At 68.5% G+C, this 22,536-nt stretch carries 28 protein-coding genes; 17 read left to right on the forward strand and 11 right to left on the reverse strand.

Annotated elements, in window-relative coordinates; translation table 11 throughout:
• Positions 1-20: 20 nt before the first annotated feature.
• Positions 21-446, forward strand: coding sequence for an SgcJ/EcaC family oxidoreductase (locus A4R43_RS15480; RefSeq protein ID WP_113692967.1), 426 nt, complete (start codon positions 21-23; stop codon positions 444-446).
• Between the two features lie 3 nt (positions 447-449).
• Here the strand turns inward: A4R43_RS15480 and A4R43_RS15485 are convergent, their stop codons facing one another.
• Positions 450-1,238: an SDR family oxidoreductase gene (locus A4R43_RS15485; RefSeq protein WP_113692968.1), complete on the reverse strand. Its 789-nt coding sequence runs from the start codon at positions 1,236-1,238 to the stop codon at positions 450-452.
• A 73-nt stretch (positions 1,239-1,311) separates the two neighbouring features.
• On the opposite strand from A4R43_RS15485, the gene A4R43_RS15490 reads away from it, so the two are divergent.
• Entirely contained in the window at positions 1,312-2,025 is a 714-nt protein-coding gene (locus A4R43_RS15490; RefSeq protein ID WP_113692969.1) for a 2OG-Fe(II) oxygenase, read from the forward strand.
• Here A4R43_RS15490 and A4R43_RS15495 read toward each other — a convergent pair.
• The 3 genes from A4R43_RS15495 to A4R43_RS15505 all read right to left on the reverse strand — a co-directional run bounded on the left by A4R43_RS15495 (position 2,022) and on the right by A4R43_RS15505 (position 4,385).
• Positions 2,022-2,987, reverse strand: a complete 966-nt coding sequence (locus tag A4R43_RS15495) for a sigma-70 family RNA polymerase sigma factor (RefSeq protein ID WP_113692970.1) — start codon at positions 2,985-2,987, stop codon at positions 2,022-2,024. The genes A4R43_RS15490 and A4R43_RS15495 overlap by 4 nt on opposite strands.
• 59 nt (positions 2,988-3,046) lie before the next feature.
• On the reverse strand, positions 3,047-3,379 hold the full coding sequence (locus tag A4R43_RS15500) for a hypothetical protein (RefSeq protein WP_113692971.1): 333 nt from the start codon (positions 3,377-3,379) through the stop codon (positions 3,047-3,049).
• A gap of 424 nt (positions 3,380-3,803) precedes the next feature.
• Positions 3,804-4,385, reverse strand: coding sequence for a TetR/AcrR family transcriptional regulator (locus tag A4R43_RS15505; RefSeq protein WP_113692972.1), 582 nt, complete (start codon positions 4,383-4,385; stop codon positions 3,804-3,806).
• A gap of 82 nt (positions 4,386-4,467) precedes the next feature.
• Between A4R43_RS15505 and A4R43_RS15510 the strand changes: the two genes are divergently transcribed.
• The 3 genes from A4R43_RS15510 to A4R43_RS15520 all read left to right on the forward strand — a co-directional run bounded on the left by A4R43_RS15510 (position 4,468) and on the right by A4R43_RS15520 (position 6,855).
• Positions 4,468-4,887 carry a VOC family protein gene (locus A4R43_RS15510; RefSeq protein WP_113692973.1) on the forward strand — a complete coding sequence of 140 codons (420 nt, stop codon included), beginning with the start codon at positions 4,468-4,470 and terminating at the stop codon, positions 4,885-4,887.
• Positions 4,888-4,927: 40 nt separating this feature from the next.
• Positions 4,928-6,460 carry a serine/threonine-protein kinase gene (locus tag A4R43_RS15515; RefSeq protein ID WP_113692974.1) on the forward strand — a complete coding sequence of 511 codons (1,533 nt, stop codon included), beginning with the start codon at positions 4,928-4,930 and terminating at the stop codon, positions 6,458-6,460.
• 68 nt (positions 6,461-6,528) lie between these two features.
• Entirely contained in the window at positions 6,529-6,855 is a 327-nt protein-coding gene (locus tag A4R43_RS15520) for a DUF3817 domain-containing protein (protein WP_113692975.1), read from the forward strand.
• On the opposite strand, the gene A4R43_RS15525 is transcribed toward A4R43_RS15520, so the two are convergent.
• Both A4R43_RS15525 and A4R43_RS15530 read right to left on the reverse strand, forming a co-directional pair.
• Positions 6,829-7,461, reverse strand: a complete 633-nt coding sequence (locus A4R43_RS15525) for a response regulator transcription factor (RefSeq protein ID WP_113692976.1) — start codon at positions 7,459-7,461, stop codon at positions 6,829-6,831. The two genes, A4R43_RS15520 and A4R43_RS15525, sit on opposite strands and share 27 nt — an antisense overlap.
• A complete protein-coding gene (locus A4R43_RS15530; protein WP_162788486.1) occupies positions 7,458-8,615 on the reverse strand; it encodes a sensor histidine kinase in 1,158 nt (385 codons plus the stop codon). Before A4R43_RS15530 ends, A4R43_RS15525 begins: the two co-directional genes overlap by 4 nt.
• A gap of 84 nt (positions 8,616-8,699) precedes the next feature.
• Here A4R43_RS15530 and A4R43_RS15535 point away from each other — a divergent pair, with 84 nt between their 5' ends.
• From A4R43_RS15535 to A4R43_RS15550, 4 genes are read left to right on the forward strand one after another with little or no spacing between them, the layout of a single operon-like run.
• Positions 8,700-9,602: an ABC transporter ATP-binding protein gene (locus tag A4R43_RS15535; protein ID WP_113692978.1), complete on the forward strand. Its 903-nt coding sequence runs from the start codon at positions 8,700-8,702 to the stop codon at positions 9,600-9,602.
• Entirely contained in the window at positions 9,599-10,306 is a 708-nt protein-coding gene (locus A4R43_RS15540) for an ABC transporter permease (protein ID WP_113692979.1), read from the forward strand. The genes A4R43_RS15535 and A4R43_RS15540 overlap by 4 nt, the downstream gene beginning before the upstream one ends.
• On the forward strand, positions 10,303-11,079 hold the full coding sequence (locus tag A4R43_RS15545) for an ABC transporter permease (protein ID WP_113692980.1): 777 nt from the start codon (positions 10,303-10,305) through the stop codon (positions 11,077-11,079). Before A4R43_RS15540 ends, A4R43_RS15545 begins: the two co-directional genes overlap by 4 nt.
• Complete coding sequence (locus tag A4R43_RS15550) at positions 11,072-11,593, forward strand: hypothetical protein (RefSeq protein WP_335645158.1); 522 nt, start codon at positions 11,072-11,074, stop codon at positions 11,591-11,593. The genes A4R43_RS15545 and A4R43_RS15550 overlap by 8 nt, the downstream gene beginning before the upstream one ends.
• On the opposite strand, the gene A4R43_RS15555 is transcribed toward A4R43_RS15550, so the two are convergent.
• Both A4R43_RS15555 and A4R43_RS15560 read right to left on the reverse strand, forming a co-directional pair.
• Complete coding sequence (locus tag A4R43_RS15555) at positions 11,594-12,790, reverse strand: HNH endonuclease signature motif containing protein (RefSeq protein ID WP_113692981.1); 1,197 nt, start codon at positions 12,788-12,790, stop codon at positions 11,594-11,596.
• Between the two features lie 59 nt (positions 12,791-12,849).
• Positions 12,850-13,458 (reverse strand): TetR/AcrR family transcriptional regulator, encoded by a 609-nt coding sequence (locus A4R43_RS15560; RefSeq protein ID WP_205215348.1) that lies wholly within the window; start codon positions 13,456-13,458, stop codon positions 12,850-12,852.
• A gap of 98 nt (positions 13,459-13,556) precedes the next feature.
• Here A4R43_RS15560 and A4R43_RS15565 point away from each other — a divergent pair, with 98 nt between their 5' ends.
• The 3 genes from A4R43_RS15565 to A4R43_RS15575 all read left to right on the forward strand — a co-directional run bounded on the left by A4R43_RS15565 (position 13,557) and on the right by A4R43_RS15575 (position 15,286).
• Complete coding sequence (locus A4R43_RS15565) at positions 13,557-14,003, forward strand: nuclear transport factor 2 family protein (protein WP_236809031.1); 447 nt, start codon at positions 13,557-13,559, stop codon at positions 14,001-14,003.
• A complete protein-coding gene (locus A4R43_RS15570) occupies positions 14,000-14,821 on the forward strand; it encodes an NmrA family NAD(P)-binding protein (RefSeq protein WP_113692983.1) in 822 nt (273 codons plus the stop codon). The genes A4R43_RS15565 and A4R43_RS15570 overlap by 4 nt, the downstream gene beginning before the upstream one ends.
• Before the next feature lie 63 nt (positions 14,822-14,884).
• Positions 14,885-15,286, forward strand: coding sequence for a DUF6010 family protein (locus A4R43_RS15575; protein ID WP_113692984.1), 402 nt, complete (start codon positions 14,885-14,887; stop codon positions 15,284-15,286).
• A gap of 31 nt (positions 15,287-15,317) precedes the next feature.
• Here A4R43_RS15575 and A4R43_RS15580 read toward each other — a convergent pair whose 3' ends face one another.
• Both A4R43_RS15580 and A4R43_RS15585 read right to left on the reverse strand, forming a co-directional pair.
• A complete protein-coding gene (locus tag A4R43_RS15580) occupies positions 15,318-16,472 on the reverse strand; it encodes a Cmx/CmrA family chloramphenicol efflux MFS transporter (RefSeq protein ID WP_113697627.1) in 1,155 nt (384 codons plus the stop codon).
• A 159-nt stretch (positions 16,473-16,631) separates the two neighbouring features.
• On the reverse strand, positions 16,632-17,069 hold the full coding sequence (locus tag A4R43_RS15585; RefSeq protein ID WP_113692985.1) for a rhodanese-like domain-containing protein: 438 nt from the start codon (positions 17,067-17,069) through the stop codon (positions 16,632-16,634).
• A 93-nt stretch (positions 17,070-17,162) separates the two neighbouring features.
• On the opposite strand from A4R43_RS15585, the gene A4R43_RS15590 reads away from it, so the two are divergent.
• The 4 genes from A4R43_RS15590 to A4R43_RS15605 are packed head-to-tail and all read left to right on the forward strand — an operon-like array spanning position 17,163 to position 20,320.
• Positions 17,163-17,630 carry an Lrp/AsnC family transcriptional regulator gene (locus A4R43_RS15590; protein ID WP_113692986.1) on the forward strand — a complete coding sequence of 156 codons (468 nt, stop codon included), beginning with the start codon at positions 17,163-17,165 and terminating at the stop codon, positions 17,628-17,630.
• A gap of 50 nt (positions 17,631-17,680) precedes the next feature.
• Entirely contained in the window at positions 17,681-18,460 is a 780-nt protein-coding gene (gene modA, locus A4R43_RS15595; protein ID WP_113692987.1) for a molybdate ABC transporter substrate-binding protein, read from the forward strand.
• 7 nt (positions 18,461-18,467) lie between these two features.
• Positions 18,468-19,271, forward strand: coding sequence for a molybdate ABC transporter permease subunit (modB, locus tag A4R43_RS15600; RefSeq protein ID WP_113692988.1), 804 nt, complete (start codon positions 18,468-18,470; stop codon positions 19,269-19,271).
• The gene (locus A4R43_RS15605; RefSeq protein WP_113692989.1) at positions 19,268-20,320 is read left to right on the forward strand and encodes an ABC transporter ATP-binding protein; all 1,053 of its coding nucleotides are present in this window, start codon (positions 19,268-19,270) and stop codon (positions 20,318-20,320) included. The genes modB and A4R43_RS15605 overlap by 4 nt, the downstream gene beginning before the upstream one ends.
• A 56-nt stretch (positions 20,321-20,376) precedes the next feature.
• On the opposite strand, the gene ligD is transcribed toward A4R43_RS15605, so the two are convergent.
• Positions 20,377-21,978: a non-homologous end-joining DNA ligase gene (gene ligD, locus A4R43_RS15610; protein ID WP_472240949.1), complete on the reverse strand. Its 1,602-nt coding sequence runs from the start codon at positions 21,976-21,978 to the stop codon at positions 20,377-20,379.
• 95 nt (positions 21,979-22,073) lie between these two features.
• On the opposite strand from ligD, the gene A4R43_RS15615 reads away from it, so the two are divergent.
• Positions 22,074-22,520 carry a sigma factor-like helix-turn-helix DNA-binding protein gene (locus tag A4R43_RS15615; RefSeq protein ID WP_113697628.1) on the forward strand — a complete coding sequence of 149 codons (447 nt, stop codon included), beginning with the start codon at positions 22,074-22,076 and terminating at the stop codon, positions 22,518-22,520.
• Positions 22,521-22,536: the final 16 nt, after the last annotated feature.

Below are 22,536 nucleotides of genomic sequence, written 5' to 3' on the forward strand. Positions count from 1 at the left end.
CGATCTAGTGAGGGTAACCGATGACCGTCGAACAGATCATCTCCGGCATGCAGCGGGCGTGGAACGCGGGTGACGGCGCCGGCTGGGGCGCGCACTTCGCCGAGGACGCCGACTTCGTCGACGCGCTGGGCCGCATCCAGCGCGGCCGGGAGGTGATCGGCACCGAGCACCAGAAGATCTTCGACACCGTCTACCGGGGCAGCGTGCTGGAGTACCGGCTGATCGGCAGCCGCCCGCTCGGCGACGGCCTGCTGCTCGTGCACACCGACTCGACACTGCACGTTCCGGCGGGGCCGCGTAAGGGCACCGTGGACGGCGTCCAGACCAAGCTCATCCGCGACGGCCTGATCCTGGCCTTCCACAACACGCTCCGGGGCGACCTGGCCAGCTTCACCAAGCACGACCAGGCGCTGGCCGAGCGCTCCCCGCTGGACTGGAAGTCCTGAGCCTCACAGGTCCGGCAGGCCGAGGTCCAGGTTGGGCGCCTGCAGCCCGCCGTCCACTTCGAGCAGCTTGCCGGTGACGTAGGCGCCGGCCGGCGAGGTCAGGTAGAGCACCGCGGCCGCGATGTCCTCCGGCTCGCCGAGCCGCCGCAGCGGGGTGGCCTGCTCCATCCGCCCCTTGAGTTCCGGGTTGGCCGCGACCACCTCGAGCGCGGAGGTCAGCACCGTGCCGACGGCGACCGCGTTCACCCGGATCTTCGGCGCGAGGTCCGCCGCGGCGAGCCGCGTGTAGTGCGCGAGCGCGGCCTTCGCGGTGCCGTACGCGAGATAACCGCGCCCGGCGACCCGGCCCAGCGCCGAGGAGATGTTGACGACGGCACCGCCGCCGGCCGCCAGCATCGCCGGGGCCGCGGCGCGGGTCAGCGCGTGCGCGGTCGAAACGTTGAACCGGAAGGCCTCTTCGAGAAAGCGCGGCGAAGTCTCCAGCAACGGCCGAGGCAGGGTGCCACCGACGTTGTTCACCACGATGTCGAGCCTGCCGAAGGCGCCGGTGGCCGCATCGGCCAGCGCGGCGGCGGCCGCCGGGTCGCTGAGATCGGCGGGCACCACCTCTGCCCGGCGGCCCGCGGCTTCGACCTGGGCCGCGATCTCGCGCAACTGGTCCGCGGTGCGGGCGGAGAGCACCACGTCGGCACCGGCTTCGGCCAGCGCCACCGCGGTCGCGGCGCCGATGCCACGGCCCGCGCCGGTCACCACGGCGGCCCGTCCGGTCAGCCGGAAGCGGTCGAGGATCATGGCAAAACTGTAACACGTTCTACCGATGGGAATTCGGATCTCACGTTCCGCGTCCGGCGAGCGTCTTCGAAGTATGGACAAGTACGCCAAACGTGTCGCCGCCGCCGACTGGGGTGCGGTGGCCGCCGAACTGGGCGACCTCGGCTGCGCCCTGCTGCCGCGGCTGCTCACCCCGGCCGAGTGCCGCCGGATCGCCGGGCTGTGGCACGAGACCGACCGCTTCCGCGCGACGATCAACCTGCGCCGCCACCGATTCGGCGACCACGGCGACTACCGCTACTTCGCCGAACCGTTCCCGGAACCGGTGGCCGCCCTGCGCGAAGCGCTGTACCCGCGGCTGCTGCCGATCGCCCGCGACTGGTACGCCAAGCTCGGCCGGGACGCGGAATGGCCGGACACCCTCGGCGAATGGCTGCGCGTCTGCCACGACACCGGGCAGACCCGGCCGACGCCGATCCTGCTGCGCTACGAGACCGGCGGGTGGAACGCGTTGCACCGCGACCTCTACGGCGAGAAGGTGTTCCCGCTGCAGGTGGTGCTCAATCTCGACGAACCGGGCGTCGATCACACCGGCGGCGAGTTCCTGCTGGTCGAACAGCGGCCACGGGCGCAGTCGCGTGGCATGTCGACGCTCATCCCGCAGGGCCACGGCCTGGTGTTCACCACCCGCGACCGGCCGGTGGTCTCCGCGCGCGGCTGGTCCGCGGCGCCGGTCCGGCACGGGGTTTCCCCGGTGCGCAGCGGGCGACGGCACACGCTCGGCCTGGTCTTCCACGATGCGACCTAGAGCCACGGCGGCAGGCTGAACCGGCTGAAGTCGGCGTCCAGGAACGAGACGACCTCGGCGATCCGGTCGCCGCGCACGGCGAGCAGGTCCAGTCCGCAGGGCAGGTAGACGCCCTGTTCCTCGTCCCACCGGTAGGTGCCGAAGGCGAGCTGGCCGTTCGCCCGCGCGGGCAGGAACCGCCAGTCCCAGCGCAGCGGCCCGGTCGCCAGGAACTCCCGGATGTCCGCGCGCCCGGCGTACCAGGCAGTCAGCGGCGGCATGGAGTACCTGGCGTCCTCGGTCAGCATGTCCACAATGGCCTGAAGATCGCCGCGCTGCCACGCGTCGGCGTACTGGCCGGCGAGCTTGCGGACGCCGTCCGCGCCCAGTTCGGCCAGCGCAGCCCGCTGACTGGTCCGTTGTGGATCGATCGTCCGGCGGGCCCGCTGGAGCGCGCTGTTGACCGAGGCGACGGTGGTTTCCAGCAACTCGGCGACCTCGTTCGCGGAGAAGTCCAGCACCTCGCGCAGCAGGAGCACCGCGCGCTGCCGGGCGCCGAGGTGCTGCAACGCCGCGACAAACGCGAGTTCCACGTTCTCCCTGGCCGCGTACTGGGCCTCCGGCCCGAGCCGGTCGTCCGGATAAGGCTCCAGCCAGGCAATTTCGGTCTCCGGCGCGCCGGGCCCGAGATCGGCGGGCAGCTCGCGGCGGCCACGGCGCTCGATCGTGGTCAGGCAGCGGTTCGTGGCGATCTTGTACAACCAGGCGCGGATCGTGCCGCGGGCCGCGTCGAACTTCGGCAGCGCGCGCCAGGCCCGTACCAGGGTCTCCTGCAGGGCGTCCTCGGCGTCGTGCACCGAGCCGAGCATGCGGTAACAATGCGCTTGCAGCTCGTCACAAAAGGGATCGACGAGCCCGCGGAAAGCATCCTGATCGCCGGCGCGCGCGGCTGCGATCAACTGCTCGACGGACTCCCCCGGCATGGCCGAATCCTACGCCAGGGCAGAAATACCGCCACCATTCGTCGTATTACCGGTGTTATTCACGGCGCGGCGAGCGGGGCTGGCATCCACTCAGCGAAATCGTCGGCCTCCTCCCGCAGCCGCGCCTCGGCGCCGGAAAGCCACTCGACCGACTCCCACGATTTCACCGTGAACCCGGCGTCGGCCAGCACCTCCACGAACGCCTGACCAGCAAGTTCCAGCGCCGGGTAAGGATTGTCGTCGGTGCGGGAAGCGACGCCGAAGCGGTGCTCGCGCACCGCCACCGCGATCAGGTCCGCGCCGTACATCCGCTCGGCCAGCGCCACGGCTTCGGGCTCGCCAAGGGGCCGGTCCAGCATGCCGAAGAGCCTGGTGACATTCCGGGACGCCATGCATCGAAGAATACCGTCGAATTCGGGCCGGATCGACGATTCACCCTGTCGCCGAATTCGCCGGGGCCAAACCGTCCAGCCAGTTGAAGCGGAATATCATCGGGTGAACTGCTCCGTTCGGCTCAGCACCCCTTGCACGGTGCCGCGCATACCGCCATTCGCGTGATCACCAAGGGCGGCAACGTCCGCGGCACTCGGCATTCCGCCGTCCGATGAGGACAGAAGTGCTCGTCCTCCTGCCGACGAGCATTCCGATCAGGACTCTCCGGCGCCATTCCAGTGCCACCGCACCAAATACCCGATCACCGCAGCGAAGCCGAGCCCGCGATGGTCCACACGCACCTGACGCCATTCGCCGCACTCTGCAGCAAGCCGGAGCACAAGACGCCACTCAGCTCCCCGCCCTGAACACCACCAACAGCCGTCAGGCCTTCATCGATTCGAGCATCCGGGTCAGCGCGGCCACGGTGTCCGCGAGGTCGCGGGCCGGTTCGGCCGAGCCCGCCAGCCAGGCGGCGGCCTCGTTCATCGCGCCGGAGAGCAGGTGCGCGAGCGGGGCCACCGGCTGCCGGACCAGCACACCGTCGTCGATCAGCCGGGTGAGCGCCTCGGCGAGGTGCCGCATCGACGCGGTCGCGTCGAGTTCACGCCAGGTCTCCCAGCCGAGCACCGCGGGCGCGTCGACCAGCATGATGCGCTGGATCTCCGGCTCGGTGGTCACGGTGAGGAACGCGGTGCAGCCCGCCACCAGCTGCGTCCAGGGATCGGCGTCCGGCGCCGCTTTGTCCACCCGGGCGGCCACCTCCGCGTGCACCTCCTCCAGCACCGCGCGGAAGAGCTGGTCCTTGCCGGTGAAGTAGTGGTAGAGCGCGCCCTTGGACACCCCGGCGGCGTTGACGATCTCGGCCAGGCTCACCTGGCCGTAGCCCTTCGCCGCAAAAAGTTCGCGTGCCACCGCGACGAGGTTGCGGGTGGTCTCCTCGCGCTGCTGCGCCTTCGTCGGCATGGACAAGATCCTAGTTGACGTACCGGCGGTCGGTATCTATCTTTCACATACCGACCGCCGGTACGTATCTGAGGGAGCCGTTGTGAAACTGTCCAGCTTCTACCCCGTCATCTGCGCCGACGCCGCGACCGTGGCCGCCACCCGCGACTTCTACGTCGAGCACTTCGGCTTCGAAGTCACCTTCGACTCGGGCTGGTACGTCAGCCTGCGTCGCGGCTCGTACGAACTCGGCATCGTCGACCACACGCACCCGTCAGTGCCGGAAGGCAGCCGCAGACCGGTTGCCGGGCTGATCCTGAACTTCGAGGTCGACGACGTGGACGCCGAGCACCGGCACCTGGTCGAGGAGGCCGGGCTGCCCCTGGCGCAGCCGCTGCGCAGCGAGGAATTCGGCCAGCGGCACTTCATCGTGACCGATCCGGCTGGCGTGCTCGTCGACGTGATCACCGAGATCGAGCCGTCGGCCGAATACGCCGTCGATTTCGCCGACGTCACCAGCTGAGCGGCGGGAACCCGGCGGGCGCCCCCGGCGTCGATCAGGCATGCCAGGTGAGACCTTCGGGCCGTACCGCATCGAGGAACTGCTCGGGCGCGGCGGCATGGGCGAGGTGCATCGCGCCTACGACACCACCCACGACCGGGTCGTCGCGCTGAAGCGGCTGTCCGCGTCGGCCGGCGGCGACCCCGGCTTCCGCGCCCGGTTCCGGCGCGAATCGCGGATCGTCGCGCGGCTGCGCGAACCGCACGTCATCCCGATCCACGCCTACGGCGAAATCGACGGGCGCCTCTACCTGGACATGCGCCTGGTCGAAGGGCCGGACCTGAAGGAACTCACCGACACGGGCCCGCTGGCGCCGGCGCGGGCTGTGCGGATCGTCGAGCAGGTGGCGAGCGCACTGGACGCCGCGCACGCCGACGGACTCGTGCACCGCGACGTCAAACCGTCGAACATCCTGGTCGCGCCCGGTGACTTCGTCTACCTGGCCGACTTCGGCATCGCCCGCAGCTCGTCCCCCACGGCGACGGCGATCACCGCGTCCGGTGCGGTGGTCGGCACGCTCGACTACATGGCGCCCGAGCGGTTCGGCGAGGGCACCGTCGACGGCCGCGCCGACGTCTACGCGCTCGCGTGCGTGCTCTACACTAACCTGACCGGGCGGCGTCCGTTCGCCGTCGAAGGCACAGCCGCGCAGATCTGGGCGCACCTGCAGGAACCACCACCGCGCGCGTCGCGGTGGAACCCGTCGATTCCGCCGACGCTCGACGAAGTGATCATCCGCGGCATGGCGAAGGAACCGGACCAGCGCTTCCCCACCGCGGGCGCCTTGGCCACCGCAGCCAAGGCCGCACTCGATCAGCCGGTCATGCCTCCTCGCTCACCCCGCCGTCGGCCGACACTGCCGGCCGGGCTCGCGGTGCTCGTCATCGCCTCGGTCGTGTCCGCCCTCCTGCTCTTCCGAAGCGACGGCTCCCTGGTTACCGGCACCGCGATCGCCGGTGCGACCTCGTCCGCACCCACGCCATCAGGCCCCTCAGCTCCGTCGACTCCGTCGACGCCCTCCTCTCCCAGCACTCCACCGTCGTCGACCACCACGGTGAACGCCGACCTCCTGGACCTGCTTCCCGCCGTCTACCACGGCAATCCCTCCTGCCACGTAGTCGAAAAAGCCGACGGCGCACTGTCCACGGCCACCTGCACGCAAGCCAACCAGAGGCATCCGACATTTTCGGCGCCCGCGGAAGCCACCTTCCACCTGTTCGCCGATCGGGCGAGCCAGGACGCCTTCTTCCGGAAGCTGGTGACCGACCGGAACATCCCACGCCACGACGAGCACGGCGGCTGCCGGCCGCGCACGCAGGAGACGCACTACGCGCTGTACTACCGGGACACCGGCGGCCCGCTCCCCGGCGATTTCACCACCTGCTTCGACGAAGCGGGCGCCGGGCAGGTGTGGTGGGTGGACACCCGCACCCTGACCATCGGTGCACTTATCGCGCCCGGCCAGACCAGCGCCGACGCACTTGAACAGCTGGACACGTGGTGGAACACCATGATCCTGGCAACACTGAACTGACCCGCCCGGCGGCGGCCACGACGCCATCTCCACAATGGGGACAAATCCCCCACCGAAGGGAGCGCTTCGTGCTCACCAGTCCCGCCGGACGGTTCCGCCTGCTCGCCCTGGCCGAGGCGGTGTCCTGGGCCGGCCTGCTGATCGGCATGCTCTTCAAGTACGTGGTCGTCGGCAACGAGATCGGCGTGAAGATCTTCGGCCCGATCCACGGCGTCATCTTCGTCGGCTACGTGATCGTCGCGCTCCTGGTGCGCGAGTCGCTGCGCTGGGACGCCCGCACCACCGTGCTCGCGCTGGTCGCCAGCATCCCGCCGTTCGGCACCGTGCTGTTCGAACGCTGGGACGCCCGCACCGGGCGCCTGGAGCGCTCAGCCGAGCCCGTCGCGAGCCAGTAGGGCCGCCTGCACCCGGTTCGCACAGTCCAGTTTGGACAGGATGCGGCTGACGTAGGTCTTGATGGTGGCCTCGCTCATGTGCACCTTGGCGCCGATGTCGGCGTTCGACAGGCCTTCGGCGAGCAGCCCGAGCACCTCCGCTTCCCGCGGGGAGAGCGCGGCCAAGCGCGCGGCCGCGCTCTCCCGGCGACCGTCGTCGCCGGTGCCGACCATGTCCAGCACCAGCCGCGCCACTTCGGGCGAGAGGTAGGCCTTCCCCGCGTGCGCCGCGTGAACGGCCCGGATCAGCTCGTCCGGCGTGCAGTTCTTCAACACGAACCCGGCGACCTGCTGCCGGATCGCCCGGCGAACATTCGGTTCGACGCCGAAAGCGGTCAGGATGACCACGGGCACGCCGGGCAGCTCCCGCACGGCCGACAACCCGTCGAGCTCGGGCATGTTCAGGTCGAGTACAGCGACGTCAACTCGGTGCGCCCGCGCGAGTTCGACCGCCGTACGCCCGTCAGCGGCCTCGGCGACCACTTCGATCCCGGCGTCGGATTCGAGCACCGTCCGGATACCGGCGGTGATCAGCGGCTCGTCGTCCGCGATCAGGACCCGGATCATCCCGCGACTCCAAAGGCGCTCGCCGGGCCGACCATGGCCACCATCGAGACCACGGCGAGTACCAGCGCGGCCACGCGCACCCGGCCCAGCGATCGCGGCTCGGCCTCCTGCTTCACTGGGGCGGGCAGCATCGCCGTCAACCTGAACTCCTTGTCCGACCGCTCGTGGTGCACCAGCCCACCGGCCAACGCGACGCGCTCCGCCAGCCCGGCCAGCCCGTGCCTGCCGGTGTTCTCGGCTGCGCTCGACAGTTCGTTGCGGACGCTCACCAGCAAGGCGTCGTCCTCCCAGCGCAACGACACCTGAACCTCGGCGCCAGGTGCGTGCTTGGCCGCGTTGGTCAGCCCTTCCTCGACCACGCGGTAGGCCGCCTGCTCGACCTCCGGCTCCACTTGCCTGGCCTCACCCTCGTCGCGCAACTCCACCCGCATCCCCGCCGCGCGGAATTCGTCAGCAAGACCGACGATCTCCGCCAACCGCGGCTCACGGCCTTCGACCTCACCCGGGCGGCGCAAGGTACCGACCAGCTCGTGCAGCTCGGCGGTGGCCTGGCGCGCGATCCCGGCCAGGCGGCGCACCGCCTCACGGTCTGGTGCCCCACCGACCTCCAACGCGGCGGCCTGCACCGACAACAGCCCGAGGCGATGCCCGAGGGAATCGTGCATATCCCGGGCTATTCGGAGGCGTTCGGTGAGCCGTTCCCGCTCGGCCAGCAGGTCGCGCTCGGCACGGAGCCGGCGATTGTGCTCGTCGAGCGCGGCGACGAGCTGCCGATGCTGCGCGAAGTACCGGCCGACCACCATCGGCGACGCCACCAGCACAACCACCTTCGGCACCAGCTGCGGGCCCGCCGCCACCTGCACACCCAGATAGACCGCCGCCGCCAGGCCAACCGTCAGGTAGTCCCGCCGCGAACCAGCCTGCTGACCGGCGCGATAGCTCGTGCACAACAGGAGCGCATAGCCACCACCGGTGAGGCACGCCAGCACCGCCGCCACGGCGAACCCCGCCACAGCTCGGCGCCACAGCAGAAGCAGCGCGATCGCACCGGCGAACAACGGCGCTGCCCACCAGCCCGCACCAGCCACCCGGTCCGGCGCCAGCCAGACCACGTCCACCAGCACGGCGATCACGGCTATCACCACTCGGCCCATGCGGTGAGGCTAACGACTTTGGTGAACACCGGGAGCGACCTTCGAGGACAGCGGCGACCGTGCCGCCGTTCCTAGCCTGCGAGCGTGATCGAAGTGCGTGAACTGAGCAAACGCTACGGCCGGGCGACCGCGGTCGACAACCTGTCCTTCACGGTGCGGCCCGGCGCTGTCACCGGTTTCCTGGGACCGAACGGCGCCGGGAAGTCCACCACCATGCGAATCGTGCTGGGGCTGGACGCACCCGACACCGGCGAGGCACTCGTCGGCGGCCGCCGGTACGCAACCCTGCGGCGGCCGATGTCCGAAGTAGGTGCCCTGCTCGACGCGAACGCGGTTCATGGTGGTCGCAGCGCCTACGACCACCTGCTTTCCCTCGCATTGACAAACGGCATCGGCCCGGCGCGGGTGCGCGAAGTACTGGAACAGGTCGGTCTGAGCGACGTGGCTCGGAAGCGTGCCGGCAAGTTCTCGCTGGGCATGAAGCAACGGCTGGGACTCGCCGCCACCTTGCTCGGCGACCCCGCCGTCCTGCTGCTCGACGAACCGGTCAACGGCCTGGATCCCGATGGGGTGCGCTGGATCCGCGAACTGCTGCGGTCGCTGGCCGCCGACGGCCGAACCGTGCTGGTGTCGAGCCACCTGATGAGCGAGATGGCCCTCACCGCCGATCGCCTCATCGTCATCGGCCGCGGACGCCTGATCGCCGACACCTCCGTTCGTGAACTCGAGGCACGTTTCCAGCGCGGCGTTTTCGTCCGCTCCCCACGCGCTCTCGAGTTGACAGACGCCCTCCGAAACGCCGGTGCCGAGGTCGTCAAGGAAAGCGACGAAGCACTGTCTGTGCACGGAATGGGCGTTGACGGCATCGGAGAAATAGCCGCCGCACGCAGCATCCCGGTGTACGAGGTCATGCCCCGCAGCGCGTCGCTGGAAGAGGCGTACCTGGAGCTGACCGCGGACAGCGTCGACTACCGGGCGGCGCGATGACCGCGGCACTGGCCGCCGAATGGCACAAACTCCGTTCAGTGCGGTCGACCCAGTACGTGCTCGGCATGGTGTTGTGCAGTGTGGTCGTCGGCGCGGTCCTTGCCTGGGCGTGGGGACGGACGTGGGATTCGATGACGATCGAACGCCGCAGTTCGTTGTCGGATGGTTCCATCGAGGAGACCCTGCTTCCCGTTCTCCAGCTCTGCCTGGGCATTCTCGGGTCACTCACCATCACCGCCGAATATGCGACCGGCCTGATCCGGACCACCCTCACCGTGCTACCGCGCCGGACTTCTGTCTTCACGGCAAAGGCAATCACAATCAGTGCCTTGTCGCTCGTCGCAGGCATCGGCGCAACCTTCGCCATCCACCTGATCAGCAAGGCGATATTCGGCGACCGTGACTTCCCCGGCTACCACGATCTGGCCAGCGAAGCACCTGGTTTGCTCGGCGCCGGAACAACGGTCGGGTTGGTGGCGTTGATCGGTCTCGGTGCCGGAACAGTGCTGCGATCCACGGCCGGTGCTGTTTCCCTCCTTGTGCTGTTGTTGTTCGTCTTGCCGATGATCAGCGGGTTCCTGCCGGAGCCGTGGCGTGAACGAATCAGTTCGACCTTGCTGACCAATCCAGCTAGCGCGCTCGGGCTGGCCGTCGTGTTTTTGGCCGTCGCCACCGTGCTGATCCACCGGAGGGATGTCGGATGACTGGGATCCTGCGCTCGGAATGGGTGAAACTGCGATCGGTTCGCTCCACCTACGTGATCCTCACAATCGTTCCTGCCATCCTCGGCCTGGTCGCTCTGATGACCATGACCGTCGTGAACTTCTGGGACGCCACACCCGCTCGCCGCGACACCGTCATCCTCTCCCCGTTGACGGGCTTCACCTCGTGGCTGGCCGGCGTCGGCCTGGCGATTCTCGGTGTCCTGGCAATAACCAGCGAACACTCCAGCGGTCTTATCCGCACCAGCTTCACCGCGGTACCTCAGCGGACGAAGGTGCTCGCGGGCAAGGCCCTGGTGCTTGCCGCGGTCGCGTTCTCCGTCGGTCAAATCGTCGAGTTCGGCTCGTTCTTTCTGAGCCGGGCAATGATCGGTGACCGCATCGTCGTCGGTCACACGAGCACACTCGCCGAAGAGGCCCCGCGGATGCTGGCCGCAGGCTCAATCGCCGTTGTATACGCCATGCTGGGACTTGGCCTCGGCACGCTCCTGCGCTCGACTGCCGGCGCAATCTCGGCGCTCGTCGCATACTGGTACGTCGCTCCACTGGTCACCCAGAAGCTGCCAGGTGAATGGGCGTCCTGGACGACGTCGGTCATGCTCACCCACCTTCCGGAGCAGTTGGCCGGGTCTGGAAAGTTCGGGATGGGGCCGGAGCTGGTTCTTTCCCAGGCAGGTGCGGCGGTCGCGATCGTGCTCTACGTAACGCTGGCCCTCGGCAGTGCGGCGATCGTGTTACGGCGCCGAGATGCCTGATGTCGGTTACAACGCCGAACAGCAGACGTTCACCCATCAACCGCAACAGGTGGTCACACGGACTGCCCGCCTGTGTGAACTCTGGCACGAGGTGCTGACCGAACAGCACCACGTGGCGCACCGTTGCACCATGGACTGGTCGCTCTCGTGGACACCCGGGGACGACGCCGACCTGCTCGCCGGCTGGCGTTTGTGGCTGGAGTTGAGCGATCAGGTGTGGCCGGACAGTTCCTGGACCGGCACCCCGGCCGACGCCATCCGCCGCATCCGTGAGCTGCTCGCCGTCTGTGATGAACTTGAACGCGGAACGCTCACGCCGCTGGTGCAGTCCATGTTCCTGACGACCGGCGCCGCCGTGGGGCTCTGGTGGGACGACGACCAACCGCTCGACGTCGACCGCGCGGCCCTGCTCCATGCCGACCTGGCAGTGGTGGCCGAGCACATCGATCGGGTGCTGACCGCCCTGGCCGCCGGCGGCGGCTGGACGGATTTGAACACCGTTCGTCATCGTTGATCAGGCGGCGCGTGCTTGTTGCGGGCTCGCCGGGAAAAGCGGAGTCGGCTTCGTCGTACGGCTGCGCCCCGTCGGGGTCGTGATGGTCAGCTCGCCTGTTTCGCGGTTGAGATCGAACTTCCAGCCGGGCGCGTCCTTGAGCCGATGATGGGAGCGGCAGAGCACGCAGAGGTTCTGGCAACTGGTGTCGCCGCCCTTGACCCGCTCTCGGTTGTGGTCCAGGTCAGCGCACTGCGCCGGATGGTGACAGCCCGGCATCCGGCACACCCGGTCTCGCACTCGCACGTAGTCGGCGAGGTGAGCGGGTGGCCGATACCGGGAACGTCCCACATCCAGTGGAGCCCCGCTGGCGGGATCCGTGATCACCTTGCGCCAGACGCTGTTCGGTTGCTTCATGATGTCGCGCGCGATCGAGGCCGGGATGGGACCATGCCCCACCAACTCCGCGGCCCGATCGGTGATGCCCAATGCCGCGTCTGCCGCCACATGGATGAACACCTCGGCACGAGGCGCACCAGTACGCTCCCCCAGGAGCAACTCGGCGAACACGTCGGCACGAAGCTGGTCCATGGTGCGCTTTTCCTTGCGGGACCGCATGGTCCGAGCAATGCGGTTGACTCGAGCGTAGATCGTCGAGGCCACCTCGGCGGGCAACTCTGCGGCCAGCTGCGCCATCGAGTCATCACGATGACGAATCTCGACCCTTCGATCCGATCTTCGTGCTCTCGCTCGCGCTTCGGCACCATCCGGGTCGATCTTGTGGACGAGATCGCGGGTGATGCGCCGGATCTGACCAGCGTCTTTGGCGGTGATCCGGCCGACCAGGGCAACGTCCACCTTGCCGGCCAAGTCGTCCGGCAACGGTGCCACCACGTCGGAGATCTTCTCTGCGGCAAGTCGGCTCAAGGCACCGGCCTCCATCGCCGCTAGCACGTTCGGCAAGCGGTGCATGACATCGCGAGCGAGTCTGACGAGGTTCTCCGCGGCGCGTCTCGACAGAGACAGCTCGAATGCCACCTCGTCGACGACCGAACGCGTGTCGCCACGCAACTCGGTCAACCGGTGGATCGCGCGCAGTTCGATCGCTTCGAGCTGCGCGCTCAGCCGCTTCGCGCTGAACAGGGCGTCGACAACCGAGCTGTCGTCGAACCCTTGGATAGCAGCAGAACTGAGGGAAAAGAATTGGGATCGCTTCATGCAGACAACGATACCCAACAATCGAACACTTGTTCCTGCCACGAATGGGTGTTTCAAGGTCAAGAGCCTGACGAAGACCCCGACCCCAAGGCTCGCAACAGGAACTCGACCAACTCTTCTCGATATCCGGGATCCAGAGCCACTTTCCGCACACCCAATCGCCAGAACAGCGGCCCCGGAAGGAAATCGAGGGCCATTTCCAGGTTCAGGTCAGCGGGCAGTTCACCGCGCGCGATCGCTCTGCGCAACATAGCCGCACCCTGCCGACGTCGCGGCTCACCGATCATCGCCTGGATAGCGGCAGCCAGCGCGGGGTTTCGCCCGGCCTCGGCGGTCAGATCCGGGAAGATCGCGGAAAAGTGCGAATGGGTGAACCAGTCACGGAGCGCATCCACGGTGGCCAGGAGGTCACCACGCAGCGAGCCGGTGTCGGGCACCTCCGCCAACGGAACGCTGAATTCCGACAACACCGCGAGCACCATCTCCTGCTTGGACGGCCAGCGGCGGTAGAGGGCACTCTTCCCGACCCCAGCACGCCTGGCCACGGCCTCCATCGACAGGCGGCCGTAACCGCAGACGGCGAGCTCATCCAGGACGGCATCGGTGATGGCCGAAGTGATCCGGGGCTGGAGCACGGCCGCGCCGGTCGGAGTGCGACGAGTGGTCATGCCCCACAGCATACGACTGGACGGGACGGACCCGTCCCGCGTAGGGTTGTGGACGGGACGGTGCCGTATCGTCCATTCGTCGACTTGCAGGAGTTGTAGTGCCTAGAACCGCCCGTGACCTGGTAGAAGAGGGTCTGCGCCGAATCCTGGTGCAGGATATGACCGGCTTCGCCGACCTTTGGGCAGCTGACGGAGTCCTCGAGTTCCCCTTCGCCTCCGCTGAATATCCAAGCCGCCTCGACGGCCGCGACGCCGTGCGCGAGTACCTGCGCGACTACAACAACTACCTCGCTCCGGAGCGCGTGGTAGCTCGTGAGATCCACGAAGTGGCCGACGCCGATCGGGTCGTCGCGGAGTTCGAGGTGGCCGGGACGATCGTGGCCAGCGGGCAGCCCTACCGCATGCGCTACATCGCGGTCATCACCGCGAAAGACGGGGAAATTGCGCACTACCGCGACTACTGGAGCCCGCTGGCCGCTGCCGAAGCGATGGGTGGCGCCGGCGAGCTCATGTCGTTCGCCAACTCCACGACATCGACGACATGACGACGCTGGTCATCGGCGGAACCGGCACAACCGGCAGCCGGGTTGCCGCCCTGGTCGGTTCGTCCGCCCGTGTCGCCACCCGCAAGCCGGCTCTGGCCGGTCAGACTCGTTTTGACTGGAGGGAACCGGAAACCTACGGTCCGGCATTGGCCGACGTCGACCGGATCTACCTGGTGCCTCCCATCGGCGTGGCCGACCCGGTGCCGATCGTCGAACCGTTCCTGGCCGAGGCCCGGGACCACGGTGTACGCCGGGTCGTACTGCTGAGTTCGTCGGCGATCACCGAGGACACTCCCCAACTGGGCGAACTCCAGCGCCTGGTGCGGGTGGGGTTTCCGGAATGGACGGTGTTGCGGCCGTCCTGGTTCATGCAGAACTTCTCCGGCGAGCACGCCGTCGCGCGGAGCATTCGGTCGACGGGCGAGATCGTCACCGCGACCGGCTCGGGTCGTGTCGCCTTTGTCGACGCCGACGACATCGCCGCGGTCGCCGTCCGCGCTCTGCTCGATCCGTTGCCGCACAACACCGACCATGTGATCACCGGCCCGCAGGCACTGAGCTACGCCGACGCGGCGAGCATCATCAGCGAGGTCACCGGCAAGCCGGTACGCCATCGTCCCGTCACCACCGGCGAATTCGCCGCGCTGCTGACCGCGACCGGGCTGCCCTCGGAGTTCGCCGATGTACTCGCAGCGCTCGACGAGCAGATTCGCCACGGTGCCGAGGACCGTGTCACCACCACCGTCGACGAGGTGACCGGGCGTCCCGCCCGCACGTTCGCCGAGTTCGCCGCCGCACATCGGGACAGTTGGCGATAATCCGGGGGAAGTTGGCGATTCAGCCGGTGTCGGGCGCGCCTGGGCCGGATTAACGTCCGGCACGTGCTCATCATCGCCCCGATCCTGGTCGGGATCGCCTACGTCTGCCTCAATTCGTTCATCCGTGAACCGCACAACCGTCGCCGGTTCAACGCGGTGATGGTCGCGGGCGCCGGAGCCGCCTACCTCAGCAGCGGCGGCTTCGGCCCGTGGGAACTCGCGTTCGCGGCCGTGGTCACCTACGTCGCCTACCGCGGGCTCGATTCGTGGACCTTCATCGGCATCGGCTGGCTGCTCCACACGGCGTGGGATGCCTTGCACCACTGGAAAGGCGCCCCGATTCTGCCGTTCGCCGAGCATTCCTCCCTCGGTTGCGCCATCTGCGATCCGGTGATCGCCGTCTGGTGCTTCCTGGGTGGCCCGTCGGTGCATGAACTGAAGGCCGGGCACCGCTCCTCGATTTGAGGAATACGGTGCCCGGCCCAACTTCACCACGTCACTGGCGAACTCGCTTCCGAACACCCTGTGCGGCAAGGGCAACGGCGAACGCCGCGACCATCAACGCCGCACTGACCCACAACGGTGCGCGGAACCCCGGCCCGGTGCCGATGGCGATGCCACCGAGCCACGGCCCGACAGCGGCGCCGACGTTGAAAGCAGCCGTGGCGAATCCGCCAGCCAGTGTGGGCGCTTCTTCCGCGAGGTAGAACACACGGGAAATCAACGTGGACCCGGTCGCGAAAGCGAGCGTTCCTTGCACCAGCACGAGTACAATGACGGCGAACGTGTTACCTGCCGTCATCGCGAACAACGACCAGCCCACGATCAGCGCCACCATGCCGGTGGCCAGCAACGGCACCGGATGCGTGTCGCCGATCCGGCCGCCGATCGTCACCCCGAGGAACGAGCCGACGCCGAACAATGCGAGCAACGCCGGAACCCAGCCCTCACTGAGCCCAGTATCGGTAGTGAACAGCGGCGCGAGATAGGTGAAGGCGCAGAAGGTCGCGCCGTTCACCAACGCGGCCACCAGCAGAACCACGAGCAGCCGAGGGTTACGCAGCGACCGCAGTTCACCGCGCACACCTGACTCCGCGATGTCCGGCCGACCGGCCGGAATCGTCCGCAGGATCGCGATGAGCGGCGGCAGCGAAACCAACGCGACGGCCCAGAAGGCCGAGCGCCAACCCCACTGCTGCCCGAGCCAAGCGCCGGCCGGCACACCGGCAACGCAGGCGACGGTGACTCCGCCGACCACAATGGACGTGGCGCGGGCCTTGGCGTTCGACGGGACCATCGCGTTGGCGGTCGCCAGTGCGGTGGCCCAGAATCCGGCGTTAGCCAAGGCCCCGACGACGCGAGTGGCTAGCAGTACTTCGTAGCTCGTGGTCAGCGCACCGACAATGTGGACCGCCACGAAGGTGGTCAGGAAAATCGCCAGCGCGCGGCGGCGTGGCCAGCGCAGGCTCAGCGCCGCCATCAAGGGCGCGCCGACGACCATCCCCACCGCGAAACCGGAGGTGAGCAGGCCCGCGGCGGGAACGGAAACGCGCAGATCAGTGGCGATCGCCGGGATGAGCCCGGACAGCATGAATTCGGAAGTGCCCTGGGCGAATACGGCCAGCCCGAGCAGGTAGACGGCAAAAGGCATGAAGGACCCCATTGAGGACGTCGGGAAAACGGCAGCGTTCAGCGATGTCCGAATAGGACAATTCGCGGTCGGCTACCGTCTGGACGCCTCGGGGCTGGACATGCCTAGCAGGCTAGCCAGCCCCGAGGATCGCTGTCCACGCCTTTATCCGGCCCAGCCTCAGCAGTCGCAGGTGACTCCGGCGGTCGGCGACGTCAGCGGGTCGGCGGGCCGTCGCACGATGCCGTCGTCGGTTTCGACGCCGAAGCCTTCGCGGATCCAGTACTCGATGCCGCCGATCATCTCCTTGACGTGGAAGCCGAGCTTGGCCACGGCCAGAGCCGCCTTGGTGGCGCCGTCGCAGCCCGGCCCCCAGCAGTAGGTGACCACCGGCAGGGTCGGGTCGAGCAGGTCCAGGCCACGGCGGGCGATCTCGGCCGTGGGCAGGTGCAGCGCGCCCGGGATGCGGCCTTGTGCCCAGGCCACGTCGCCCCGCGAATCCAGCAGGGTGAACCCGGGGGTCCCCGACTCCAGCGCGGCGTGCACGTCGGCGGCGTCGGTGCGGAACCGCAGTTGGGTGGCGAAGTAGGACACGGCATCCGAGGAAGTGATCGTCATGAGAAGAACGCTAGACAGGCGAGCTGTCGCAGGGAACCGAAGTTCCACGGCGTATTGCTGGGTTCGCCGCCACTTCCCTGGTATCCAGGAGCGATGACCGTTGAATCACTGGACGACACCGACTGGCGCATCCTGGAGGCACTCCAGCTCGACGGTCGCGCCAGCTACGCGGACCTCGCCAGGACCGTCGCGATGTCGCCGAGCGCGGTGACCGAGCGGGTGCGCCGCCTGGAGGAAGCCGGGGTCATCACCGGCTACTCCGCGGTGGTCGACCCAGAACGACTCGGCTTGGCCATCACCGCACTGGTGCGCCTGCGTTACCCGACGGGCAACTACAAGCCGTTCCAGGATCTGCTCGCGGCCACACCGGAGATCCTGGAGGCACACCACGTCACCGGCGAGGACTGTTTCGTCCTGAAGGTCCTCGCCCGGTCGATGCGGCACCTGGAGACGGTCACCGGGCGGATCGCCCGTCTGGGTTCGGTCACCACGAGCGTGGTCTATTCGAGCCCGCTGCCGCGGCGCGACCTCACGCGGGGTCTCACAGTCGATCCGCAATAGATACCGCATCACAGGTTTTCTTCCGCGATCGCGTAGCTACACTGCCGATCATGCCGAACTTGCGGATCAGTACGACCCTGGTGGCCGCGATGCTGGTGCTGGCCGCCTGCGGCAGCGAGGCACCGGTAGGCGACAACAACGCCACCGGCGCGGTGAACGGACCGGTCACCGTGTTCGCCGCAGCCTCGCTCACCGAGTCCTTCACCAAGCTCGGCCGGGAGTTCGAGACCGCGAACCCAGGCACGAAGGTCACCTTCAACTTCGCCGGCAGCTCGGCGCTCGCGCAGCAGATCAACCAGGGCGCGCCCGCGGACGTGTTCGCCTCCGCCGCGCCAGCCAACATGAAGCAGGTCAGCGACACCGGCGCGGCCAGCGGCGAGCCGGTCACCTTCGCCCGGAACCGCCTGGAGATCGCGGTACCCAAGGGCAATCCGGCAAGGATCACCGGGCTCGTCGATTTTGCCAACGCCGACCGCAAGATCGCGTTGTGCGACGAGAAGGTGCCCTGTGGCGCGGCGGCCAAGAAGGTCTTCGAGGCCGCCGGGGTGACGGCCGCACCGGACACACTCGAGCAGGACGTCAAAGCGGCGCTGACCAAGGCCCGCCTCGGCGAGGTCGATGCCGCGCTCGTCTACCGGACCGACGTCAAGGCCGCCGGCGGCGAGGTCGACGGCATCGCGTTCCCGGAGGCCGACAAGGCGGTCAACGACTACCCGATCGCCACGCTGGCGAAGGCACCCAACGCCAGCACGGCCGGAGCGTTCCTGCAGTTCGTGCTGTCGGAACGCGGGCGCGCCGTGCTCGGCGAGGCGGGCTTCGACGCCCCATGACAACGCGATGACCACGCGCCGCAGAGCACGGGGGCGGCTCCCCCTCATCCTGCTCGTTCCCGCACTGCTCAGCCTGGCGTTCCTGGTGGTGCCGCTGGCCGGGCTGATCATCAGGGCGCCGTGGAGCACGCTGCCCAGCCAGCTCCTGAGCCCCGAAGTCGGCGAGGCGCTTCGGCTGTCACTGGTGTGCGCGAGCCTGGCCACGGTGATCTGCCTGGTGCTCGGTGTGCCACTGGCGTGGGTGCTGGCCCGCGGTGAACTGCGCGGCCGGGGAGTGCTGCGGGCGCTGGTGACCGTGCCGCTTGTGCTGCCGCCCGTCGTCGGCGGTGTCGCCCTGCTGCTCGTGCTCGGCAGGCGCGGGCCGATCGGCCAGTACCTCGACTCGTGGTTCGGCATCTCGCTGCCGTTCACCACAGCCGGTGTCGTGATCGCCGAGGCGTTCGTCGCGATGCCGTTCCTGGTCATCTCCGTGGAGGGCGCGCTCCGGGCCACCGACCCTCGCTACGAAGAAGCGGCCGCGACGCTGGGCGCGTCGCGCTGGTTGACCTTCCGGCGGGTCACGCTGCCGTCGATCGCGCCGGGGATCGTGGCGGGCACGGTGTTGTGCTGGGCGCGTGCGCTCGGTGAGTTCGGTGCCACGATCACCTTCGCCGGAAACTTCCCCGGCGAGACCACCACGATGCCGCTCGCGGTGTACCTGGCGCTGGAAGCCGATCCGGATGCGGCGATCGTGCTGAGCATGGTGTTGCTCATCGTGTCGGTCGTGGTGCTGGCCAGCCTGCGGGACCGCTGGATCCGGGGGGTGTCGTGACGCTGCACGCCGATTTCCAGGTCGATCGGGACAGTGGGTTCCGGCTCGACCTGCGGCTGGCGGTCGCGCCTGGCGAAGTGGTCGCCCTGCTCGGGCCGAACGGTGCGGGCAAGACCACCGCACTGCGGTCGTTCGCCGGACTGCTGCCAATCAGCGAGGGTTCGTTGCGGTTGGACGACCGCGTCTGGGACGAACCGCCTCGGGAGTTCGTGCTCGCCGAGCACCGGCCGATCGGCGTCGTTTTCCAGGACTACCTGCTGTTCAACCACCTGTCTGCGCTGGAGAACGTCGCTTTCGGACTTCGCGCGCGCGGCACCGAGCGCACCACGGCAAGACGCCTGGCCGCGGCCTGGCTGGACAAGGTCGGGCTTGACGCCCACCACCACACCCGGCCGCGGTCGCTGTCGGGTGGACAGGCGCAGCGGGTCGCGCTCGCGCGTGCCCTGGTCACCGATCCCGAGCTCCTGCTGCTCGACGAGCCGCTCGCGGCGCTCGACGCCGGCACCCGCCTGCACATCCGCGCCGAGTTGGGACGCCATCTCGCCGACTACCCGGGCCGCACGCTGCTGGTCACCCACGATCCGCTCGACGCGATGGTGCTCGCGGATCGGCTGGTGATCGTCGAGCAGGGCCAGGTCGTGCAGGAAGGCGCCCCCGCCGAAGTGGCGCGTCGGCCCCGCACGGACTACATCGCGCAGCTGGTCGGGCTGAACCTGCACCGCGGCAAGGCCGACGGCACCACGGTCGTGCTCGACAACGGCGGTCAGCTCACGGTCGCCGAACCCGCAACCGGTGCCGTGCACGTGGCCTTCTCCCCCACCGCCATCAGCCTGCACCCCGACCGGCCGACCGGCAGCCCTCGCAACACCTGGCCGGTCACCGTGCTGGGGCTGGAGCAGCACGCGCACACGATCCGCGTCCATCTCGACGGGGAACCGTCTGTGCACGCCGACATCACACCCGCGGTGGTCGCCGAACTGCGCATCACGCCGGGCGCCCGGCTGTGGGCGGCGTTGAAGGCCACGGAAATCCAGACCTACTCCGCCTGAGTCCGGCGGCGTCACCGTCGAACCAGGTGACAGCCGGGATCGACGAAACGGAGGGTCTACAGCTTGGGCAGGCGTTGCTCGACACCGAGCAACGCGGCGAACGGATCGCCGGCGTCCTTGAGCCGGTCGAACAGGTTGCGCACGGTCCAGCGGTCCGGGGCCAGCTCCGGATCATCCAGTTCGTCCCATTCGATCGGCACCGAAACCGGCGCCCCCGGGCGCGGCCGGATGCTGTAGGGCGCGACCAGCGTCTTGTTGATGACGTTCTGCGTGTAATCGAGCCGCGCCAGGCCCTTGCGCTTGTCCTTGGTCCACTTCCAGCTGACCAGGTCGGGCACGGTCCGGCCGATCGTCTTCGACACGGTCTCGGTCCAGGCGCGGGTCTCGGCGAAGGTGTACCGCGGTTCGACCGGCACCCACACCTGGATGCCGCGCTGGCCGGTGACCTTCGGACGGCCTTCGAGACCGAGGTGCGACAGCGCCGTGCGGTGCAGGCGCGCCAGCACCAGCAGGTCGTCGAACGAGGTTTCCGGGCCGGGGTCGATGTCGAACAGCGCCCAGGTCGGGTGTTCGACGTCCGGCACCCGAGACGTCCACGCGTGCAGCTCGATCGCGCCGTAGTTCGCCAGCCACGCCATCGCGGGAAGGCTGTCCGGCACGAGGTAGTACTCGACGTCGCCGGCCTCGGCCTGCTCGTGATGCCAGCGCTTCAGCCACTTCGGCGCGTGGCTGGGCACTTCCTTGTGCCAGAACCCGGGCTTGTCGGTGCCGTTCGGGAAGCGGTGGGTGTTCAGCGGGCGACCGGCCAGGTACGGCAGCATCGTCGGCGCGATCAACGTGTAGTAGCGGATCAGGTCGCGCTTGGTCAGCGGCTCCTCGCCATCGCGCCCGGGCACCAGCACCTTGTCCAGATTGGTCAGGTTGAGCGACCGGCCGGCGAGTTCCCAGGTGCCCTTCGCGCCCAGTTCCTCGAGGGCGGCCATCTCGTCCTCGGTCGGCGGCTCCCACTGCCGCGTGCCCATCCGGACCTCGGCCTCGGCGGCAGGCAGGTCGCTGCGCCACAGCGCATCGGGATTGGCGGCGACCTCGTCGTTCGTGCGGCCGGTCTTCACCGACTTCGGATGGTCCTCGGCGTCCCAGCCGGGCTCCGCGTATTCGTCCTGCTTGTGCAGGAGAAACCACTGGTCCTTCTCGGACTCCGCGCGGCGCGGGCGGACCAGCACGAACAGGCCGTGCAGTTTTTCGCCGTAGAGGTTGAAGTGGAGGTTGCCGTTCTCGATGGCCTTCAGCGGGTCGTCGGTGTCGACCGGCTCCCAGGTGCCGCGATCCCAGACGATCACATCGCCGCCGCCGTACTCGCCCGCCGGGATCACGCCCTCGAAGTCGGCGTACTCGATCGGGTGGTCCTCGACGTGCACGGCCATCCGGCGTGCCTTGGGGTCGAGCGTCGGTCCCTTCGGCACCGCCCAGCTGACCAGCACGCCGTCGATCTCCAGCCGGACGTCGTAGTGCCGGCGGCGGGCGCGGTGGCGCTGCACCACGAAGCGGTTGCCCGCGGGCTGCGTCTTGCCGTCACCGGCCGGTTCCGCTGTGCGCGTGAAATCGCGCATCGACTGGTATTTGGCCAGCCGATCGGTTGTCTTCGCGCGCTTGTTCACACCTATCGATATACCCATCCGGCGTCCGCCGGAAAAGCCCCGTTGTCACATCGGCCGCCTGCCGGGCGTCAGTGCGATGACGGAAGGACGTGAAAGTGGACGACGGCACGATCCCGGCGGAGGCGTTCGATGCGCACCGCGTTCAGCTGCGAACGGTCGCCCACCGGCTGCTCGGCTCGCCGGACGCAGCGGACGCCGCGATGCGGGAGGCACTGGCTCGGCTGACGGACGCGGGCGTCGACAACAACCTCGGCAGCTGGCTGACGGCGGTGGTCGCGCGGGTGTGCATCGAGCAGCTACGTGGGCGAGAAGCGGACGTCGATTTGTCGAACGAAGCGCGACTCGCCGATTCCGTGGGGCTCGCGCTGGTGATCGCACTGGAGCAGTTGACTCCGGCGGAACGACTCACGTTTGTGCTGCGCGACCTCTTTGCGATGCCGTACGACGAGATCGGCCCCATCGTGAACCGCTCTCCCGTTGCGGCGCGGCAGCTCGCGGACCGCGCACGCCACCTCGTGCACGACGCGGGCATCGACTTCTGACCCACGAAGCGGATCA

Origin of the sequence: Amycolatopsis albispora, assembly GCF_003312875.1 — a bacterium.
GTDB classification, from domain to species: Bacteria; Actinomycetota; Actinomycetes; order Mycobacteriales; family Pseudonocardiaceae; genus Amycolatopsis; species Amycolatopsis albispora.

Coding starts and splice junctions, on each gene's coding strand:
- A4R43_RS15545 (WP_113692980.1), top strand. CDS start 10,303: ATGACTGGGATCCTGCGCTCGGAATGGGTGAAACTGCGATCGGTTCGC.
- A4R43_RS15525 (WP_113692976.1), bottom strand. CDS start 7,461: ATGATCCGGGTCCTGATCGCGGACGACGAGCCGCTGATCACCGCCGGT.
- A4R43_RS15540 (WP_113692979.1), top strand. CDS start 9,599: ATGACCGCGGCACTGGCCGCCGAATGGCACAAACTCCGTTCAGTGCGG.
- A4R43_RS15490 (WP_113692969.1), top strand. CDS start 1,312: ATGGACAAGTACGCCAAACGTGTCGCCGCCGCCGACTGGGGTGCGGTG.
- A4R43_RS15560 (WP_205215348.1), bottom strand. CDS start 13,458: ATGACCACTCGTCGCACTCCGACCGGCGCGGCCGTGCTCCAGCCCCGG.
- A4R43_RS15515 (WP_113692974.1), top strand. CDS start 4,928: ATGCCAGGTGAGACCTTCGGGCCGTACCGCATCGAGGAACTGCTCGGG.
- modB (WP_113692988.1), top strand. CDS start 18,468: ATGACCACGCGCCGCAGAGCACGGGGGCGGCTCCCCCTCATCCTGCTC.
- A4R43_RS15590 (WP_113692986.1), top strand. CDS start 17,163: ATGACCGTTGAATCACTGGACGACACCGACTGGCGCATCCTGGAGGCA.
- A4R43_RS15500 (WP_113692971.1), bottom strand. CDS start 3,379: ATGGCGTCCCGGAATGTCACCAGGCTCTTCGGCATGCTGGACCGGCCC.
- A4R43_RS15480 (WP_113692967.1), top strand. CDS start 21: ATGACCGTCGAACAGATCATCTCCGGCATGCAGCGGGCGTGGAACGCG.
- A4R43_RS15505 (WP_113692972.1), bottom strand. CDS start 4,385: ATGCCGACGAAGGCGCAGCAGCGCGAGGAGACCACCCGCAACCTCGTC.
- A4R43_RS15580 (WP_113697627.1), bottom strand. CDS start 16,472: ATGCCTTTTGCCGTCTACCTGCTCGGGCTGGCCGTATTCGCCCAGGGC.
- A4R43_RS15550 (WP_335645158.1), top strand. CDS start 11,072: ATGCCTGATGTCGGTTACAACGCCGAACAGCAGACGTTCACCCATCAA.
- A4R43_RS15570 (WP_113692983.1), top strand. CDS start 14,000: ATGACGACGCTGGTCATCGGCGGAACCGGCACAACCGGCAGCCGGGTT.
- A4R43_RS15485 (WP_113692968.1), bottom strand. CDS start 1,238: ATGATCCTCGACCGCTTCCGGCTGACCGGACGGGCCGCCGTGGTGACC.
- A4R43_RS15585 (WP_113692985.1), bottom strand. CDS start 17,069: ATGACGATCACTTCCTCGGATGCCGTGTCCTACTTCGCCACCCAACTG.
- A4R43_RS15530 (WP_162788486.1), bottom strand. CDS start 8,615: ATGGGCCGAGTGGTGATAGCCGTGATCGCCGTGCTGGTGGACGTGGTC.
- A4R43_RS15495 (WP_113692970.1), bottom strand. CDS start 2,987: ATGCCGGGGGAGTCCGTCGAGCAGTTGATCGCAGCCGCGCGCGCCGGC.
- modA (WP_113692987.1), top strand. CDS start 17,681: ATGCCGAACTTGCGGATCAGTACGACCCTGGTGGCCGCGATGCTGGTG.
- A4R43_RS15555 (WP_113692981.1), bottom strand. CDS start 12,790: ATGAAGCGATCCCAATTCTTTTCCCTCAGTTCTGCTGCTATCCAAGGG.